The 18846-nt window shown below is 45.0% G+C and carries 20 protein-coding genes; 11 read left to right on the top strand and 9 right to left on the bottom strand.

Annotated features, from left to right (window positions below):
* Window positions 1-7 precede the first annotated feature (7 nt).
* The 3 genes from H3V14_RS05745 to H3V14_RS05735 are packed head-to-tail and all read left to right on the top strand — an operon-like array spanning window position 8 to window position 961.
* The gene (locus tag H3V14_RS05745; RefSeq protein WP_075870321.1) at window positions 8-538 is read left to right on the top strand and encodes a peroxiredoxin; all 531 of its coding nucleotides are present in this window, start codon (window positions 8-10) and stop codon (window positions 536-538) included.
* 58 nt (window positions 539-596) lie between these two features.
* On the top strand, window positions 597-794 hold the full coding sequence (locus H3V14_RS05740; protein WP_075870322.1) for a hypothetical protein: 198 nt from the start codon (window positions 597-599) through the stop codon (window positions 792-794).
* A gap of 5 nt (window positions 795-799) precedes the next feature.
* Complete coding sequence (locus H3V14_RS05735; RefSeq protein WP_158025421.1) at window positions 800-961, top strand: hypothetical protein; 162 nt, start codon at window positions 800-802, stop codon at window positions 959-961.
* A gap of 81 nt (window positions 962-1042) precedes the next feature.
* Here H3V14_RS05735 and hisG read toward each other — a convergent pair whose 3' ends face one another.
* The 3 genes from hisG to hisS are packed head-to-tail and all read right to left on the bottom strand — an operon-like array spanning window position 1043 to window position 4389.
* Window positions 1043-1738, bottom strand: coding sequence for an ATP phosphoribosyltransferase (gene hisG, locus H3V14_RS05730; protein ID WP_198213566.1), 696 nt, complete (start codon window positions 1736-1738; stop codon window positions 1043-1045).
* A 21-nt stretch (window positions 1739-1759) separates the two neighbouring features.
* The gene (locus tag H3V14_RS05725; RefSeq protein WP_198227281.1) at window positions 1760-2878 is read right to left on the bottom strand and encodes an ATP phosphoribosyltransferase regulatory subunit; all 1119 of its coding nucleotides are present in this window, start codon (window positions 2876-2878) and stop codon (window positions 1760-1762) included.
* A 17-nt stretch (window positions 2879-2895) separates the two neighbouring features.
* Window positions 2896-4389, bottom strand: coding sequence for a histidine--tRNA ligase (gene hisS, locus H3V14_RS05720; protein ID WP_198227279.1), 1494 nt, complete (start codon window positions 4387-4389; stop codon window positions 2896-2898).
* 371 nt (window positions 4390-4760) lie between these two features.
* Here hisS and H3V14_RS05715 point away from each other — a divergent pair, with 371 nt between their 5' ends.
* Window positions 4761-5504 carry a hypothetical protein gene (locus H3V14_RS05715; protein WP_198227277.1) on the top strand — a complete coding sequence of 248 codons (744 nt, stop codon included), beginning with the start codon at window positions 4761-4763 and terminating at the stop codon, window positions 5502-5504.
* A gap of 53 nt (window positions 5505-5557) precedes the next feature.
* Here H3V14_RS05715 and H3V14_RS05710 read toward each other — a convergent pair whose 3' ends face one another.
* Both H3V14_RS05710 and xseA read right to left on the bottom strand, forming a co-directional pair.
* Window positions 5558-6154, bottom strand: coding sequence for a DNA-3-methyladenine glycosylase I (locus H3V14_RS05710; RefSeq protein ID WP_198227275.1), 597 nt, complete (start codon window positions 6152-6154; stop codon window positions 5558-5560).
* A complete protein-coding gene (gene xseA, locus H3V14_RS05705; RefSeq protein ID WP_198227273.1) occupies window positions 6151-7722 on the bottom strand; it encodes an exodeoxyribonuclease VII large subunit in 1572 nt (523 codons plus the stop codon). The genes H3V14_RS05710 and xseA overlap by 4 nt, the downstream gene beginning before the upstream one ends.
* A gap of 148 nt (window positions 7723-7870) precedes the next feature.
* Here xseA and H3V14_RS10915 point away from each other — a divergent pair, with 148 nt between their 5' ends.
* The 3 genes from H3V14_RS10915 to H3V14_RS05695 all read left to right on the top strand — a co-directional run bounded on the left by H3V14_RS10915 (window position 7871) and on the right by H3V14_RS05695 (window position 9421).
* Window positions 7871-7993 carry a hypothetical protein gene (locus H3V14_RS10915; protein ID WP_255520379.1) on the top strand — a complete coding sequence of 41 codons (123 nt, stop codon included), beginning with the start codon at window positions 7871-7873 and terminating at the stop codon, window positions 7991-7993.
* A gap of 398 nt (window positions 7994-8391) precedes the next feature.
* Entirely contained in the window at window positions 8392-8658 is a 267-nt protein-coding gene (locus H3V14_RS05700) for a DUF6460 domain-containing protein (RefSeq protein ID WP_075870328.1), read from the top strand.
* 307 nt (window positions 8659-8965) lie between these two features.
* Window positions 8966-9421: a CAP domain-containing protein gene (locus H3V14_RS05695; RefSeq protein ID WP_158025422.1), complete on the top strand. Its 456-nt coding sequence runs from the start codon at window positions 8966-8968 to the stop codon at window positions 9419-9421.
* Between the two features lie 225 nt (window positions 9422-9646).
* Here H3V14_RS05695 and H3V14_RS05690 read toward each other — a convergent pair whose 3' ends face one another.
* Window positions 9647-10432: a glycosyltransferase family 25 protein gene (locus H3V14_RS05690; RefSeq protein ID WP_198227271.1), complete on the bottom strand. Its 786-nt coding sequence runs from the start codon at window positions 10430-10432 to the stop codon at window positions 9647-9649.
* Between the two features lie 55 nt (window positions 10433-10487).
* Here H3V14_RS05690 and H3V14_RS05685 point away from each other — a divergent pair, with 55 nt between their 5' ends.
* Together H3V14_RS05685 and pdeM are read left to right on the top strand one after the other, a co-directional pair.
* Window positions 10488-12992 (top strand): ligase-associated DNA damage response DEXH box helicase, encoded by a 2505-nt coding sequence (locus tag H3V14_RS05685; protein ID WP_198227269.1) that lies wholly within the window; start codon window positions 10488-10490, stop codon window positions 12990-12992.
* A gap of 19 nt (window positions 12993-13011) precedes the next feature.
* Complete coding sequence (gene pdeM / locus H3V14_RS05680) at window positions 13012-13704, top strand: ligase-associated DNA damage response endonuclease PdeM (RefSeq protein WP_198227809.1); 693 nt, start codon at window positions 13012-13014, stop codon at window positions 13702-13704.
* Window positions 13705-13846: 142 nt separating this feature from the next.
* On the opposite strand, the gene H3V14_RS05675 is transcribed toward pdeM, so the two are convergent.
* The 3 genes from H3V14_RS05675 to H3V14_RS05665 all read right to left on the bottom strand — a co-directional run bounded on the left by H3V14_RS05675 (window position 13847) and on the right by H3V14_RS05665 (window position 16858).
* Window positions 13847-14644: a TIGR02186 family protein gene (locus H3V14_RS05675; protein ID WP_198227267.1), complete on the bottom strand. Its 798-nt coding sequence runs from the start codon at window positions 14642-14644 to the stop codon at window positions 13847-13849.
* Between the two features lies 1 nt (window position 14645).
* On the bottom strand, window positions 14646-15566 hold the full coding sequence (locus tag H3V14_RS05670; RefSeq protein WP_198227265.1) for a sulfite exporter TauE/SafE family protein: 921 nt from the start codon (window positions 15564-15566) through the stop codon (window positions 14646-14648).
* A gap of 203 nt (window positions 15567-15769) precedes the next feature.
* Window positions 15770-16858 carry a hypothetical protein gene (locus tag H3V14_RS05665; RefSeq protein ID WP_198227263.1) on the bottom strand — a complete coding sequence of 363 codons (1089 nt, stop codon included), beginning with the start codon at window positions 16856-16858 and terminating at the stop codon, window positions 15770-15772.
* Window positions 16859-17214: 356 nt separating this feature from the next.
* Here H3V14_RS05665 and H3V14_RS05660 point away from each other — a divergent pair, with 356 nt between their 5' ends.
* Together H3V14_RS05660 and H3V14_RS05655 are read left to right on the top strand one after the other, a co-directional pair.
* Entirely contained in the window at window positions 17215-18042 is an 828-nt protein-coding gene (locus H3V14_RS05660) for an ABC transporter ATP-binding protein (RefSeq protein ID WP_198227261.1), read from the top strand.
* Window positions 18039-18830, top strand: a complete 792-nt coding sequence (locus H3V14_RS05655; protein WP_198227259.1) for an ABC transporter permease — start codon at window positions 18039-18041, stop codon at window positions 18828-18830. The genes H3V14_RS05660 and H3V14_RS05655 overlap by 4 nt, the downstream gene beginning before the upstream one ends.
* Window positions 18831-18846: the final 16 nt, after the last annotated feature.

Genomic DNA, 18846 nt, shown 5'->3' with positions numbered 1-18846 from the left:
CAAATTAATGATCGGACAAAAAGTTCCAAATGTAACATTTCATACGCGTGTACGTGATGAATCTATTGGGGGTTCAAACCCGTTCCGTTGGCAGGATGTCAACACAGACGAATATTTCAAGGGCAAGCGCGTAGTATTGTTCTCGTTGCCGGGCGCATTTACCCCAACATGCTCGACCTATCAGCTGCCGGATTTTGAAAAACTTTATCCGGAATTCAAAAAGCTTGGCATTGATGAAGTTTACTGCCTTGCAGTTAATGACGCTTTTGTTATGAATGCCTGGGGCAGACACAACAAATTGCAGCACATCAAACTTATTCCTGATGGCAATGGTGAATTCACCCGTAAAATGGGTATGCTTGTCAACAAATCCAATTTGGGTTTCGGCATGCGTTCATGGCGTTATGCTGCTGTTGTTAATGATGGTGTTGTTGAAAAATGGTTCGAGGAAAAAGGTTTCTCGGATAACTGCGAGACTGATCCTTATGGTGAATCTTCACCTCAGAACATTTTGAAAGTCCTCAAGGGCGAGAAATAATATCAATCAAGGCTCCTGCGTATGTTTCGCAGGGGCCTTTTATATTCAAGAGGTCAATATGGGTATTTCATTCAATCTTGACGCGCAAACATTGACTGCATTGCAAAACTTTCTGCACGACAATCATAAGATCAAAAGCGAGGCTGAAGCTGTCGAGCTTTTTTTAAAGAAATCACTTCAGGAACTGGGATATTTGGGAAGAGAACCGGGAGCGGCTACAAGCCCTGATCGTTTAAATTCCAGCAATGATGATTGAGTTCGATGTCTGATCGATCCGATCCCGCTTCAGTTGAAAAACGACGCATAAAATCGCGCTTCTTTGTTCTGTTGATTGTAGCAATCATCCTTGTGATGCTGCTTGTCGCCGTGACGTTTGTATTTTTTGATATAACAGGAATTGAGGCGCTTAACAGCTTGGCCTAAATGCGACATGGCCTAAGTATAACGGAAACATTCCGTTTCAAATATATCAAAGCCATTCAGTTTCAATTTGTATCTCGGCTTTTATTTTTTTGCTACTTTACCCAATTTTTCTATAATTTCTTGAACTCCGCTTTTTTCGCGGCTTCTCAACGCTGAAACAAGTGACGCTTGTGATTTTAAAATTACGCCATCATCCAATATTTTTAGCTTGTTTGCCCTTAACGTTTCGCCGGTAGAGGTGATATCGACAATCATATCGGCCGAACCGGCCGCAGGAGCTCCTTCGGTTGCACCTAGACTTTCAACAATACGATAGACTTGTATTCCATGCTTTTGTGAAAAGAATTGTTGCGTCAGACGCCAGAATTTTGTTGCAATACGAATTCTACGTCCATGACGCTGACGGAATTCGGCTGCAACGTCGTCAAGATCGGCCATTGTCACGACATCATGCCAAACAGCCGGAACAGCAACCACCACATCGGCAAAACCGAAACCGAGCGGAACTTCAACTTTCACTTTTGTCTCGGGATGGGCAAGCGTTTCGTGGATTAAATCCTGCCCCGTTACACCGAGATCAACATTGCCATAACCCAGTTCACGGGCAATTTCGGAAGCAGATAGAAAAAGAATATCGATATTCTTGTCATTGGCAACGGCCGCCCGATAGTTACGGTCATTGTCGGCAAGAACGATCTCGTAACCGGCAGCTTTCAAGGTGTCCAATGTCTTATCTTTAAGACGGCCTTTCGAGGGAAGTGCAAGTGTAACTGTCATGATTATTTCCCTTGCCCCTTTTTAAATCCCGACTGTGTTTTCGTCGTCATTCGAAAGTCTGTCAAGCCAAACCGAAAAACCGACAGCCGGTATCGGTCTATCAGCCCCGAGCATTGTCATCAGACGGTTGTAACGTCCGCCACCGATAATAACATTATCATCTTTGCGAATTTCAAAAACAAAACCGGTATAGTAATCGAGCGGGCGACCGAAAGCTGCATCATATTCAACATCCTCAAGCTTGATCCCTTGAGTCTCAAAAGCCAGATTTCGCGCCTTGAACGGCATCAGAAACTGGTCGCTCACCAATTCATATTTTTTCCCGAAATCGAAAAGTGCATCTTCGGCGTCATCAAGGGGCAAGCGAATTGCCAAAAACTCTTCCAAAGCTTCGAGGACCGGTTTGGTAAGCCTTACAGAAGATAAAAGCTGTTTTTCCAAAAGCCGCCTTGCAATTTCTGTCGGACTGCGGCCGGCAGATGGTGAAATCCCCGCATCAAGCATCTCTTCCTCAATATAATTCGTCAATGCTGCTTCATCTTGCGCCTCAACCAGTTTCATCAGATTGTCGGGCAAACTCTGTTCGCTTTTCGGTTCAGCAAGAATATGTAAAAGATCACGCAATTGCTTGGCGTTACCAAAACTGCGCAGCAGCCTTTTTTGCCATGTCGGGACAATACCGAGTTCTTGAAGAACAGAAGCAAACACACTTTGGTCGCCCAAATGAACCGCGTAACCGGAACTCTTCGAAACACGTTCCAACAACGCCAAGGCTTCTCCTAGTGAACGTGCATCAGCCGCGGCTTCGTCAACATCCCCTAAATCTTCAATGCCTGCCTGATAAAAACCGTTTTCTCCCGAGCGGCTTTGCCTGAAAACTTCACCAATATAGGCGTAGCGGCGTGGTGTTGTTGCACCTGTTTTAATGTGCTTGATACAAACGGGAATTGTAAATTCCGGCCGCAAACACAAACTGTCGCCATTTTCATTTTCGGTCATAAAAATACGGCGGCGTAAATCCTCTCCCGCCATGTCGAGAAAAGGCTCGGCCGGTTGTAAAATCGGAATTGAAACGGTTTGCAAATGGTTATCGCCAAAAAAATTTTTGATGGCGTTGGCTTTTAACTCGGATCCGGTCATTTTCTTCCCGCTCGACACTACCTATTTTTATCTTGCGCCGCGAGAATTTCTTTAACCGCGTCGACCATTTTGTTTTCGTCTACAGTAATTTGTGCCGGACGGCTTTCACGCCACGTTTTATTATCTTCAATCTCGGCCGACAGGCGTGCCCCCTCAACAAGGTCCTTGATCTGAACCTGGTTTTCGGAGCGTTCTTGAGATCCCTGAATAATAACGCAAGGGGCATGACGGCGATCGGCATATTTCATCTGTGCTTTCATGCCCGAACCGCCAACATAAAGTTCGGAACGAATACCGGCGTTACGAAGTTCTGCAACCATATTCTGATAACGTTCAAGCGAAGTACGGTCTTTATCCAACACCAAAACGACAACCGGTCCCGATTTTTCATCAAGATCAAGTTTGCCAAGGTTTTTCAACGCCGTCATCAATCTCGAGACACCGATTGAAAAACCGGTAGCCGGAACCGGTTCGCTGCGAAAACGTGAGACCAGTCCGTCATAACGTCCACCACCGCCGACCGAACCGAAAACAACTTTTTGTCCGTCTTCATTGACAACGTCAAACAGCAATTCAACTTCGAAAACCGGCCCCGTATAATATTCAAGCCCACGAACAACAGACGGATCAATTTTGATCCGTTTTTCATATCCTGCAGCTGTGAAAAGGGCCAACATATCCTGAAGCTCGTTAACGCCTTCTTTGCCACGGTTGCTCCCAGCTACCACTTTTGAAAGATTATCAAGGGTGGCACGGCCATTTTCACCACCGGCATTAATAAAGGATAGAACTTTGGCAATTGCCTCGTCAGAAAGCTCGGCGCCTTTAGTGAAATCACCACTATCATCCAGCCGACCTTTGCCGAGAAGAAGTTTCACACCTTCAGGACCGAACTTGTCAAGTTTGTCGATAGCACGAAGAACAGTGAGCCTTTTTCCTGCATTATCGTCACCTTGAAGGCCTACAAGTTCCAGCACACCGTCAAGAATTTTACGATTGTTCACCCGAACGACGTAATCACCACGATCAATGCCAAGCCGTTCCATCGTATCAGCCGCCATCATGCAAATTTCGGCGTCGGCAGCAACAGTCGGTGTTCCCACTGTATCGGCATCAAACTGCATAAATTGCCGGAAACGCCCCGGCCCCGGTTTTTCGTTACGGAATACCCAGCCGACACGATAACTGCGATAGGGCTTTGGCAAACTTTCGAAATTTTCAGCAAAATAACGTGCAAGCGGCGCTGTCAGATCATATCGCAATGACATCCATTGCTCGTCATCATCCTGAATTGAAAACACACCGGCATTCGGACGATCCTGATCCGGCAGGAATTTTCCCAGCGCATCCGTATATTCAAAAATCGGCGTTTCAACGGCCTCGAACCCGTAAAGCTCGTAGACATTGCGAATGACCGACATCATTTTTTCCGCGGCATGGAGTTCCGCACTTGTGCGATCAACAAAACCACGAGGAACGCGCGCTATCGTTCTTACCTGTCTATCTGCCATTTTATTCCTGCCGCTAAACTATTATTGAATTGAAGGATTGCTGGTTTGTAACTCATCCGACACAAAGCGGCAAGCCATGCGTTCTATGCTCGGGAAAGTTTATTTTGATGCATGAATTCGAAAATCTCTTTCTAGAAATCTTCAATACCGTTGCAATAATTAACATCAGCCGGCCGGATTTTACCATGGCAACAATGCGAAACAACTTGTCCACATATTGTTTTGGCAATTGCCCTCTTTAATAGAAGTTGATTATTTCTTTTATCCAAGTTGGTTGCTATCAATTGACTTTGATTAAAGGGTTGCTTCATGGCTGAACAAAAATGTTGAATTACCGTATTTTATTGCTTGTTTTTGTATGCATTTTTTCCGTGAGCTGCACGAACTCAAAGAAAAATGACATTAATAGCGATGAAGCTGTTAATGTCTTCCAGAATACGATTTCCCTAAAAGGTGCGGCCATTGCTGTCAGAGTCGTTTATGAGGGCCGGTTTTGCCAAAGCACAACAATACGCTTGCGGCAAATCGTTGGAGACAGGCTTGACCAGAAAAATTATACAAATGTTTATTCCGGTAGAGATAATTATACAATTGCCGGTTTACCCGACAAAGCGATTTCGCAAACCAAATGGATTCTTGGCAAATCGGATAAATGGTTCCTCGGTAAAGTAACCTTTGAGACGATTTCGGAAAAGCTCACCAATAAAACAATTGCGACAGCATTTTCTCCAATTGCTCCGGGCGATTATATATTGACGGGCCTTGAATGTAATATTGACGCAAATGCTCGTGTCTCGATGGGCGAAAACGGGCACGATACCTTTTTCAGCGATTTATTTTCCCGTGAGAAGTTACCTGTGGCCGGTGCAAATTTTATCCATATCGACAAAAACGAACTTGTTGATGCCGGTATTCTCGACATAAGACATCAATCCAGTCACAGTTTTCTGTTCGGCTCCAATACTGGAACAGCAGAAGGAAGCGTGACATCTGCCCGTTTTCAGGATTATTTGAATAACCATTTTGCAGATCTTGCCAAAAAAATTAAATTTACCAGTTTTGAAGTTGAAAAAAGTCTATCGTCAGAGACACCGGAAAACGCAACAAAAAAATAAATTCGTTTCAATAAAAGGATTTATCGTTTCCAACAAGTCGAGACAAGCGGCCTTTAGCGACAAAAACAACCTTCGATATGGTCGTTGACAATGCCGATGGATTGCATGAACGCGTAGCATGTCGTCGGGCCGACAAAAGTCCATCCACGTTTTTTCAAATCTTTTGAAAGGCGGATTGAAGCCGGCGTTATCGGATTTAATTTAAGCGTTGCATAGTCGACATGTTCGAACCGTTCGGATTCGGGCGGCTGAAAAGACCAGAAATAATCGGCAAGGCTTCCCTTTTCTTCAACAAGTTTACGAGCGCTCTTGGCATTGTTGACAACCGAACGGATTTTTCCGATATGACGGACGATACCCGGATTTTTCAATAGTTCATCTATTTTTTCTTCGTCATAAAAAGCAATTTTGTTAAAATCAAACCCATCGAATGAATTGCGAAAATTTTCCCGTTTTCTCAATATTGTCAGCCATGACAAACCGGCCTGAAATCCTTCCAGACAAATTTTCTCGAATAAATGATTGTCGTCATAAACAGGTTTGCCCCATTCATGATCGTGATAGGCTAAATAGAGAGCATCCTCGCCTGCCCATGCGCAACGGATTTTCCCGTCAGCACCAAGCGTTAGGCCTTCTGCCAGAGCTGTCAAAAGAGATCCCCCTGATTGTCATCGTCAGTCGGATGGCGTTTTTGTTTTTTCGCCGGTTGATGAGGTCTGCCGATTGCCGTTGCGTCAATCGTGTCATCGGAAAATCTGATCTTCAAAAACCTGTTTTCTGGAACTTCACGCGCATTTTTGACGAGCTTTCCTTCTGTATCAAGCACCAGAGCAAAACCGCGTTCAAGTGTCTTTTCATAAGAAACCGAGTTTAACAGCCGTGCCGCCATATCAACTTTCTGACGTTGTTTTTCGACAATGAGCACAAAAGCGTTTTGGAGCCGCATAAAATAGAACAAACCTGCTTCCTTGGCTTTGTCCATAATGCTCTCGGCAAGTCGCGGATTGAAACTCCTCGTCACCGACAAAAGCTTTTGTCTTTTGCTTATCGTTAATGCAATAAATGCCTGTTCCAGTCGCAAGGCCAAATGGTTTGTCTTTTGGCGATTCTGATTGACAAGATTGATAACCAGATGCGGCGAAAGCCCGCGCGCCAACAGATTGAAAACCTGTCTTTTCTTTTCTGTATTGACCGAGAGAGACCGTTCCAACCTGCTTGCGGCTTCGTCAAAACGCCGACGTGGTAATGCGAGTAATTGGTCTACAGAGGGAAGTGCCCGCACTGCGCTATAAAGTTTTTGCTTGCGAAAATCGAATTGGCGAGAAATTCCACCCAACAATCTGGCATAAAGAGAAGCAACACTTGCCTCCAATTCTGCTTTGACGGGAACCGCCATTTCGGCAGCACCGGTTGGCGTCGGTGCACGCACATCGGCTGCATAATCCACCAATGTCCAGTCGGTCTCGTGGCCGACAGCCGAGATAACCGGAATAAGTGAAGAGGCAACAGCCCGTACAACTATTTCATCATTAAAGCCCCACAAGTCTTCAAGACTGCCGCCGCCGCGCGCAACAATGATAAGATCAGGCTTCGGGATTGGGCCGCCGGCTTTCAAAGTATTAAAGCCTGAAACTGCAGCTGCAACCTCGGACCCACAAGTTTCACCCTGAACACGCACCGGCCAAACGATGATATGAAGGGGAAAGCGGTCGGAAATGCGATGGATAATATCGCGAATGACGGCACCTGTCGGCGATGTTACAACGCCAATAACCTTGGGCATAAAGGGCAATAATTGTTTGGTGGCAGCATCAAACAACCCTTCGGCAGCAAGTTTCTTTTTTCTTGCTTCCAGAAGTGCCATCAAGGCACCCACGCCCGCCGGCTCCAGATTATCAATCACAATCTGGTATTTCGATGAACCGGGATAGGTTGTGAGTTTACCTGTCGCAATGACTTCCATTCCTTCTTCGGGAAGGAATTTGAGTTTACCCATAACGCCGCGCCAGATAACCGCTTCAAGGCGCGCTTTATCGTCTTTTAGCGCAAAATAGGCGTGACCCGATGCATGCGGTCCTCTATATCCGGAAATTTCACCGCGCACACGAACATGGCCGAAACGGTCCTCGACCGTGCGTTTCAAGGCACCGGATATCTCGGAAACCGTATATTCGACAGCATTGGTTGCAGCACTATTTTCAGCAAAAAAGTCACTCATATTTTCACATTATATCAATTTTTCCGGTTAATCCACTAGGCACAAATTCGGCTAGATTCAAGCAATTTTAAAAAACCTCCACCATGCGATAAACGGGAACAATTATTTGCGTTGTTCGTTTAACTTGAATGAACTTCGGGAGTAAAAAATGGGAAAATTACCTGTAAATCATGAGCGTGCAAGTGACGTTGCAAAGGAAGTAACACCACCTTTGAAAGGTGGAAAACTTGAAAAGCAAGTAAAAAAAGAAAAACAAACCCAAAAAAGCTAGGCATTATCAAAAGCTGTGACAACAAATTTATCTTGCCTATCACGCAAATAGATAGGCTTGCCTGTTGGACAAATAGGTAAATTGGCAAAAGGGTGAAAAATCACTATCGCCCGCGGCTTTTCGCGTTTTGCTACTCTTTTATGCCGGTTCCACTGCCTTGAGGCGTCCAAGGCTGGTTTACTCTGGTTTTATAACGACCATAGATCGTTAGCTTTCGATAATCGGACTTTGTATACAAAGCCGCACTTATGTAAAATGCATTAGACTGTAAAATGCATTAGACAAGTTGCCAATGTCGGGGGGGCTGCTATAGTCTTGAAACCAAAATGACGAGGATTGAACTTTAAACCATTGAAACCTATCTAGGGTTTCATTTTATCATTTTTGAAGGATAGCCAATGTCGAAGCCGGTCAATTCATTTCTTGGGGATACACCAGGACGTGTTGTCATAAAGCTACTTGTTTTTTCGATTCTGGTCGGCATTGTCATGACACTTTTGGGCTGGACACCGATGGATGTCGTGTGGAAGATCAGCCATTTCTTCACCTCGTTATGGTCAATGGGTTTTGAAGCGTTCGAAAAACTCTTCAATGTGGTGGTCGTGGGCGCTGCAATTGTGATCCCGATATTTATCATTATGCGTATCCTGAGCTTGATACGTTAATGGCTTCGGCTCTCAATACATTTAACAACCGGCTTACGGTTGTGTGATAGTATATCATTGATTTAATTATAAAATTATGTCTTTCAGCAAGGTATGAAATCGCATTTCGGCAATACTAAAGATATAAAAGCCTGAAAAATTGATAGATTGCCCAAGAAATTCCATAAAAGCCTGATAGGAACTCCAGCCAGTTTATAATTTTCGGTGCATTAATGCGAGTGGTGTGGTGGCTAGCTATTGTTTTTGATAGTCACGAATTTTAAAAGACCCGTTGTTTTTTGAGCCTGTTGAATTGTTGGGTGATATCGTGCTGACACGTAGAAATTTTTTTGTCCTTTCCGGAGCTTTTATTGTTGGTACAGGCGGCATAATTCCAGCTTTTGCCGATAATGAAGACCCGACAAGCCTCATCAATGCATTGCGGGCTCAAAACAATCGTGGCCCTCTCGCACCTGACAGCCAGCTTGAAAAAATGGCTCAGGATCAGGCAAATCTTATGGCTGATGCCCAGAGAGTCGCCCACACAATCAGTTCCGGTAATGATTTTGTTACACGTTTGCGCAAATTCGGCATTCATGGTGCTGCTGGTGAAAACCTGTGTGCAGGGCGTTCCACCGTTTCTGCTGCCTATAATGTATGGATGAATTCACCTGGTCACAGAAGCAATATGCTTTACCCGAGCTTCCATTATTATGGACTGGCCAAGGCGACTTCACCTAAACGCCCCAACTATGTTTATTGGGCAATGGAATTCAAACGTTAAAGGCCGGATTTTTACGGCAAATTCTTCATTTAAAATAGTTTGATCGGGATAAAACGCTGTCGTTTTCAGTGGATGTTTTTGTTTGAAAAATTTCCTGATCGGGGGAGTAAAAACTTGTTGTATATGCGTTAAAGTCTGCCCTGTTTTCTATCGCTTAACTTTTTAAAATGCGTGCTTTATTAAATTCGACTGTCCTTATCATTACGTGCAAATTCGGGAAAAATCTCAAGGCCTATATTTTACACGTTTCCATTTTTCACGCGTAAACAAATTGATGTAGATGCCCCAAAGGCCGGTTTTCGCGCGTGAAAAAAACCGCTTCAGCTCACGCCTTAAAGTTTTTGATGCGCGCCGGCCTTGTTTATTGACTTTGTCTATTTGTGTACGGTCAACGGAAAGAGTGCTTTCCAAGCCTGCCTGCCGGACAATTGCCGGATCAAGTTGCCACATTTCAAAGTGTTCGAATACATGACATTTCGGATTGAATAAAAAATGGTCAAAAGGAAATGTTATAATTTTCATCATTGCGCAAAGTTTTTTTGCTGCGGGTTTTGAAACGATATAACCGGCAGCCATAATATGACGGCTTTTGAGCCGCGCAACGCTAAAGCCGTTTTTCAAGTCCCTTTTCTCGCCGAGCCAAGCCTTTTTGCCATGGGTTTCAATCTTCACAATATCAGCACTTGCAGGAATCCAATCGTCATTATTCAAAAAGTCGGCGGCTTCTTGCGACAAAGTAACATCATCTTCAAAAATCGCAGCAAAATCATCATCTCCCACCGCCACTTTTTCGAGCGCCGCTCTATGACTTAGAAAACAGGCGATTTCCCCGCGTGTAAGCGGGTCGGGCCAAAGCTGGTGTTGTCTAACATCGGCAATGAACTTTTCATCAAGATGAAGTCCGTCTATTGCAGCAACGCGCGTTAAACCAAGGTTCAACTTCCTGAATATTTTCTCAAGGCGGCCTAATCGGTCTGGTGAACGATCAAGATTGATCACATATAGCTTCATAATGATTCTTAACCGGTAACTTGGCGAATATAGTCGCACATATTAAATAGATTTTATGAACAACGATCAATGCAATTCGGTTCAGCAAGATGAACTTTCTCTTTTACCTGACCGGTTCAACAACTGGTTTCAGAAAAAGGGGTGGAATTTGCGCCCTCATCAGGCCGAACTTTTAAAACGCTCGAAAAGTGGACAATCAACTTTGCTTATTGCCCCGACGGGTGCTGGTAAAACTCTTGCCGGTTTTTTACCTTCTATGGTCGCTCTCTCAAGTGCCAAACATCACCACCAGCTTCATACACTTTATATTTCGCCGCTTAAAGCCTTGGCTCAGGATATCGAACGCAATTTGAAAACGCCCGTTCAGGAAATGGGACTTGATATTGCAATTGAAACCAGAACCGGTGATACACCCCAACACAAAAGACAAAGACAGAAATATATTCCACCTGATATATTGTTGACAACGCCCGAGCAAGTGTCACTGCTTCTATCCTCGCATGAAGCAGAAAAATTCTTTGGTTCTCTTGATACCGTCATTTTTGATGAACTTCATTCGCTTGTGACATCAAAACGGGGACAATTGCTTTCTCTTGCACTTGCCCGTTTAAGAACATTACGCCCTGAATTAAAAACAATCGGCCTTTCGGCCACTGTTTCCGATCCCGATTCCTTGCGGCGTTGGCTGGTAAGCCAGAAACAAAAATCGGCAATGGCAGGTCTTGTTACAGTCGAAGGGGGTGCAAAACCTGAAATCAGAATTTTACAAACTGAGGAACACATTCCCTGGGCGGGACACTCTGCCCGTTATGCGGTCAAAGACATTCTTGATCTCATCAAAGCGGCGCATACGACATTGATTTTTGTTAATACGCGTTCGCAAGCCGAAATGCTATTTCAGGAATTATGGCGCATGAACGAAGACAGTTTGCCTATTGCGCTTCACCATGGTTCACTTGATGTCGGGCAACGCCGCAAGGTGGAAGAAGCAATGTCCCTGAACAAGCTTCGCGCCGTCGTTGCCACTTCGACACTTGATCTCGGCATAGATTGGGGAGACATTGATCTGGTCATCCATGTCGGTGCACCCAAAGGTGCAAGCAGACTTGCCCAGCGCATCGGCCGCGCCAACCACCGCATGGATGAACCGAGTAAAGCAGTGCTTGTGCCTGCAAACTGCTTTGAAGTTCTTGAATGTCAGGCTGCGCTTGACGCAAACTATATCGGAGCACAAGATAGCCCGCATTTAAGTGAAGGCGCTATCGACGTTCTTGCCCAACATATTCTTGGTATGGCGTGTGCAGGACCTTTCAATGCCGACGAGCTTTATCAGGAAGTCAAAACTGCAGAACCTTATTCGACACTCAAAAGAAAAACATTTGATGAAACATTGAACTTCGTTGCAACCGGTGGATATGCCCTTAAAGCTTACGAACAATATGCAAAAATAAGACGCACGAAAGATGGCCGCTGGCGCGTTTCCAATCCCGGAATCGCGCAGCAATACCGGCTTAATATGGGAACCATTATTGAAGCTGCCGAACTCAATGTCCGGCTTGTAAAATCCGGCAATATAAACGCAATGCGGGGCGGCCGGATGCTGGGACGTATTGAAGAAAGTTTTCTTGAAAGCCTGACAAAAGGTGACACATTCATTTTTGGCGGTCATGTTCTCTGTTTTGAAGGCATCCGCGAAAACGAATGTTATGTGAGCTTGTCGAAAAAACCGGAAGCCCGTGTTCCAAGCTATATGGGTGGGCGTTTTCCGCTTTCGACATATCTTGCCGACAGGTTGCGCAAAATGCTCGCAAATCCGAAAGAATGGCATGTTTTGCCCGAGCAGGTGCAAAAGTGGCTGAGTCAACAAAAAATCTCGTCCATTCTGCCTGATACCAATCAATTATTGATCGAAACATTCAATGAAAAAAACCGGTCTTTTCTGGTTGCCTATCCATTCGAGGGGCGCCTTGCCCATCAAACACTTGGAATGTTGTTGACACGGCGCCTCGAAAGGGCTGGTTTAAATCCCGTCGGTTTTGTCGCCACCGATTATTCGATCGGTCTTTGGACACTTGACGACATTGGCGAGGCAATAAAAGCCGGAAGTTTATCGTTGAAAGACCTCTTTTCCGAAGACATGTTGGGCGATGATCTGGAGGCATGGCTTGATGAAAGCTATCTGCTCAAACGGTCTTTCCGTAATTGCGCAATGATTGCCGGTTTGATTAACCGGCGTCATCCGGGGCAAGAAAAAACCGGAAGGCAAGTGACTGTCTCCACCGACCTTATTTTTGACGTTTTGAGAACGCATGAACCACATCATATTCTGCTTCAGGCAACAAGGCAGGAAGCGGCTCGAGGGCTTTTAGACATCAAGAGGCTGGGTGATATGTTGAAACGAATAAAAAATCATATTGTCCATCGGCCGATTAAAAGAATGTCGCCGCTTGCGCTTCCGGTCATGCTTGAAATAGGAAAAGAAATGATTTCGGGAAGTGCAGAAGACAATATATTGATGGAAGCGGCAGAAGACTTGATCCATACAGTTCTTGAAAACTGAAACAGGCTTTTTGGTGGATATGACAATCGGACTTGATCGTTTTACAGTTAAGGTCAATGGCGCACGCATGACTTGTGATTGTAGTGGCGCAGCCTACTGGCACGCCGAAAAACTGCTGATTGTTGCCGATCTTCACCTTGAAAAATCATCATGTTTTGCCCGCCACGGCCAATTATTGCCTCCCTATGACAGTGAACGCACGCTTAAGCGTTTGAAAAATGTGGTCGAAAAATACCAACCACAAACAATTATCGCCTTGGGCGACAGCTTCCATGACAATCAGGCATCCACACAACTTTCTGAAAAAAACCGGCATTTGCTTGAAGACATCATTACTCATCGCGAGATGATCTGGATTGCCGGAAATCACGATGATGAAAAAACAGAATTTGCCGGTCAATGGACACATGAAATCCGGATAGGCTCGTTGTTATTCCGTCACGAACCACTTGCCGGAACACAAACAGGGGAAATTGCCGGTCACCTTCATCCCGCTCTTCGCATTTCCCGCCGGGGCATGTCGGTTAGACGATTTTGTTTTGCAAGCGACGGAAGGAGGATGATTTTGCCGGCATTCGGCGCCTATGCCGGTGGTTTGGATTTGACAAACAAGGCTTTTCGCGACATTTTTGATAAAACGGCGTTGATTGCTTGTCTCTTAGGCAAGGACACTATTTACCCTATTCAAAAACAATCTTTCTTTTCGCAGTAATTTCTTCCTATGTATTACGATTGCTAGCCCTGAAACTATCACTTTTCCCGTTGTGAAATAGTCGTTAAATCCGGTCTTAAATAGAGTGTCAGTGTCACACTGCCTCAGTCAAAAAAATAGCGACACCATCTTGATTGAACAATCAATCTTTACGGAAAATCAGCCGCCCGAGAATGCCGGTGAAAATTGCTACAAAGACCGCGACGAAGCCATAATAAACGGGGTTATCCTGCGCAAAACGGTAGATTGCATAAGCGGTGTGTGCTTTCACAATCTCGAGCTCTGTGGTGACTGTCTCGACAAACTCGCCATCGCGAAAAAGATAAGCATGAATTGTATGATGACCGACAGGGATATTGGCAGGCAATTTGAAATTCGCTGAAAAAAGCGAAGCCGAGCCGAACGTGACTGCGCCGATATTCTCGCTATAAAGATGTTGATGAAGCTTGAGCTTGATAAGCTCCTGACGAAATAGCTTTGCTTTTTCTTCATCGTCCGACTCTGCACGAAGTGGCAAATATTCAAGCCCCAACCCCAATCTTTTATAATTGATCGGGCTGGTTATATCCCTGATTTCGCGGGTGGTTGCCATTGCATAGGATTGTGGAACCGCAGTGAATGCCAATGCATCCGCGTTTACCCATACGCCGAGCTTGCGCTTTTTCTCGCGCATTATCATTGGTCTTACAGGTCCTTCCATGACCACAATAATGTCATAGCGCCCTTGGCGTCTTAGTTGAGGATCGGCATTTTCGAGGACACCGGCAATATAGACGTTACGACCGGCAAAATTGGTATCAAGTGTAATGGCATTGGTCGTCACGATGATCTGGATATTTTCTTTAGGTCCCGCATTTTCAACGGGCGCGTCGGCCTTGGCAAGGCCGGGTGCCAGAAAAAGTGTAAGATAAAACAGAAGTGCGCCGTAAACTGTTTTCATTTCAACCGCCAATGAAGGTGAGAGAAAACAGATCGTCAGGACGAACAAAAAGTTCAAAAGCAAGACGGGCACAAACCAGTAAAACCAGAATGGCAAGCAACATGCGCAATTGTTCGGCTTTGAGCTTACGGCCTATCCGCGTTCCATAGGTTGCGCCAATAACGCCGCCAACCATCAGCAAAAAAGCAAGCACAATATCAACCGACTGGTTTGTTATACTCTGTAGAACAGTTGTGAAGGCGGTAACAAAAGTAATCTGGAAAAGCGATGTACCGACAACAACATTGGTAGGTACGCGTAACATGTAAATGAGTGCGGGAACCATAATAAAACCGCCGCCTACCCCCATAACAGAAGAAAGCAAACCGATAACAAGTCCGATTCCAAGAACCGGAATAATGCTTACATAGATTTTTGACGCACGAAACCGCATTTTCAATGGTAAGCGTTGTGCCAGACTGTGGTGTCCCGGGCGACGGATAACAACAGCTTTGCCCTGTCTCGCATTGACAATAGCCCGCCAGCTTTCAATGGCCATAAGGCTTCCAACACCGCCTAGAAGGATAACGTAAAGTAAAGAAATGATGAGATCGAGCTGACCAAGCTTACGTAAATAACTGAATAGCCCGACACCAAGGCAAGACCCCAATATACCGCCGATGACAAGAAGAATGCCAAGCTTGATATCGAGTGTTCCGCGTTTGAAATGCGTAAGCGCGCCGGTGACAGATGATGCAATAACCTGATTTGCGCCTGTACCGACGGCAATAGCAGGTGGTACGTTATAAAAAATCAGAAGCGGCGTAATCAAAAACCCGCCGCCGACGCCAAACATTCCGGAAAGAAAACCGACAACCCCACCCATGCCGATAAGGATCAGCATATTGAGCGACATTTCTGCTATCGGTAAATAAATACTCACATCTCTCACCTAAAGGAAACTGCATCGATTGTTTCTTACCGGTACTGTTATCAATTTTTATCTTTCGCACAGTCTACCGGCAAGGTGGCAACAGGCTCGCAAGAACTATATCACATAAGTCAAACACGGATTGCTATCCTTACAAGCGAAATAAATACATGAAATACCTGACAATTCACGCCGGAAAGCTGTCATGAACCCACTCAACGAAGGAAAGAGAAGACGGACGCATGGTCTGATATATTAAAATGACCGCTTAAACCGTAGGCCAAAACAGCCATCAAAAAAAGTGCACTCACCCGTGTCAAAGTTCTTCCGGCTTTATCCCTATTTTGCAGCTTTCCGAATAAGTTTGTTTTAATTCCTTTGTTGACCGCACGTGCACAACAAATCAGGCGCCCACTCGTTTCAGCGTCAAATTTTTGCATGCAACTTTTTGACTTGGTGTTACCCGTTTCCGGCATTTGAATTTGTACTTTATTTTCAAGTCCGGTTTTATCAGTGTCTGTCGGCGCGTTATTTATTTCGCCGGTCAACTCCGGCGTTTTTTTTTCAGCCAATATGCGAATAACAGACTTGTCGAAAACTTTTTGCGCATCTTTATGATTTTGTCCACTCGTCGGCGTGCGGATTTGCGTCGAGTTCAAGAGGGAGGCAAAATTTTCTTTTTCAACTTTTACGCTGTCTTCGGATGAACCTTTCGTAGGAGATTTATCATGGGCATCAAGAGTTGCCTGAAGATTTGTAATTTGCCGCTGGAGGGAAACAAGTTGCACGGAAAACCGTGAGGCTGCTACTGCTTCGCGCAATTGGCGCGAGATTTCCTGATTAGCTTTCTGGCTTTCAGCCGCTAAACTTTTTGTCTGCTCGGAAAGTTCCTGCTTCAACCGCGATTGCACTTCATCGGCAACCTCTTTCATCAATATTTGCCTATCGCTAGCCGCTGTTGTTTTCATTCCCTGTCCATTTTCGACGAGAAGTTGCTCAAGCCGCTGGAAATGATGAACTAGTTCGTTCTGTGCAGTCTTTCTTGCCTCATACTCTTTAAGCAAAGCGCGTGCTATATCGTCAAGATAAGCTTTTACACCGTCATCTTTGTTTTGCGGGAAAAGCATAACATTTTCTGTTTCTCTTGTCGGTGCTTTTGTTTTCATTTGTTCATGAACCGACCGCAACCGTGCGGCAATATCCGACAGAGTCAGTTGTTGCTGCTCATTTTTTTGTGGCTGAAATCGCGCAAAATTCTTGTCATCCGCTTCATTCGGAATAAGCGATAAACGGTTCATATTCATTGCACGGCCTTTTATTCAAAACTCGATAAACGGGAGCATTACAGGCTTGAGAGCGCTAATAGTCGTCAAGCCCTTGTTAGTCATAGCCCAAGTTTGGTAAATTTAGCCTTAACTATAAAAACAATCGCAATACCCGATCAAAACCTTCGCTCTTCCATCGCAAAAATTTCTAACGGCTTTGATTGCTTTGGAAATTTTCCGCAATATTATTTCAAATTATGATAAAACAATCGTTATTTAATACTAAAAAGATATGTTTTTTGTAATTTTTCTTTTATCCTGATAGACGATGTGGCAAACGAAAAATCGATTGAAATGCAATCTGCCGCATCACAATGAAATTATGGAATATAAGAATGCCTGAAGCAATAAAACAAGATAGATCCGGCGATGGAGCTCTGCCGCCAGCGGTCAAACTCGATAATGTAAGCGTGGTTTTTAACAATTTTACAGCTGTAAAAAAAGCTGATCTTGAAGTACCGGCAGGACAATTTCTAGCAATTGTCGGTCCGACAGGTTGCGGAAAATCGACTTTGCTCAATGTGGCAGCAGGTCTCTTGCCGCCTGCCAGTGGCACATGCGAGATATTCGGTCATCCTCTTTCAGGCATCAATCACGAAGCCGGTTACCTTTTCCAGTCTGATTCATTAATGCCCTGGAAAACAGCCGTAGACAATATTGCAATCGGTTTGGAAATCCGTGGTGTCAAAAGACAGGATGCATTAAACCAGTCGCGGGAATGGCTTGCCCGTGTCGGCCTTCAATCATTTGGCAATCGCTATCCGCACCAATTATCGGGCGGCCAAAGAAAGCGTATCGGGCTTGCACAGGTTTTAATCCTTAATCCCAAGCTTATTCTAATGGATGAGCCGTTCGGACCACTTGACGCACAAACACGGGTTCTGATGGGCGATCTTCTCTTGAAATTATGGTCGAAAGACCGCAAGGCCGTAATGTTTGTCACACATGATCTGGAAGAAGCAATTACCCTTGCCGATCGCGTTATTATTATTTCGGCGGGACCTGCCTCACATGTCAAAGGTGATTATCTCATCAATTTACCGCGCCCCCGCAATTTACAGGAAATCCGGCTCACAACCGAATTTGCCGAGATCCACCGGACATTATGGAACGATCTTAAAGAAGAGGTGCTCAAAGCCTATGAACAAGGAGATAAATCATGAAGCGCCTGAAGATTTTTCTGTTACAGCTTTCAGTTGCTATTATCTTCTTCTTTCTGTGGGAAATAGGAACGACTGTCCCGCTTTTTAACGAAAAACCGATTCTGCCGCCGTTCTTCTTTTCAACACCGATTGATATTTTTAAACGCATTGGTCTTGATTTCCAGAGCGGTAAAGTCTGGTACCATTTATGGATTACGTTGCTTGAAACAATTCTCGCTTTCGCGATCGGCGCCGGCGGCGGGATTTTATTGGGCTTCTGGTTTGCGCAAAAGAAAATGTTGGCTGCGGTTTTCGACCCCTATATCAAAGCCGCAAATGCTTTGCCACGTGTCGTTCTTGCTCCGATTTTCGCACTCTGGTTCGGGCTTGGCATATGGTCCAAGGTTGCACTCGGCTTCACACTTGTGTTTTTCGTTGTGTTTTTCAACGTTTACCAAGGGGTCAGAGAAGTCAATCCGACCATTCTCGCAAATGCCCGCATGATCGGCATGAACGAGCGGCAATTATTGCGCCACGTTTATCTCCCCTCTGCCATGACATGGGTGTTCTCTTCGCTTCATACATCTGTCGGATTTGCTATGGTGGGTGCTGTTGTCGGCGAATATCTCGGCGCATCTGCCGGCCTTGGCTATCTCATTTCGCAAGCAGAAGGTGTTTTTGATGTCACCGGCGTTTTTTCCGGTATGTTAATTCTCACCATTTTTGTTATTCTGATTGATATTCTCGTCAGTATGATCGAGAAACGGCTTCTGATCTGGCGGGCAGACCCGCGTGGTAAACAATCTTGAGGAGAAAGCAATCTTG

It is taken from the genome of Bartonella sp. W8151 (genome assembly GCF_016100385.1).
Classification (GTDB): Bacteria; Pseudomonadota; Alphaproteobacteria; order Rhizobiales; family Rhizobiaceae; genus Bartonella; species Bartonella apis.
This window is presented reverse-complemented; position numbering and strand designations above follow the sequence as displayed.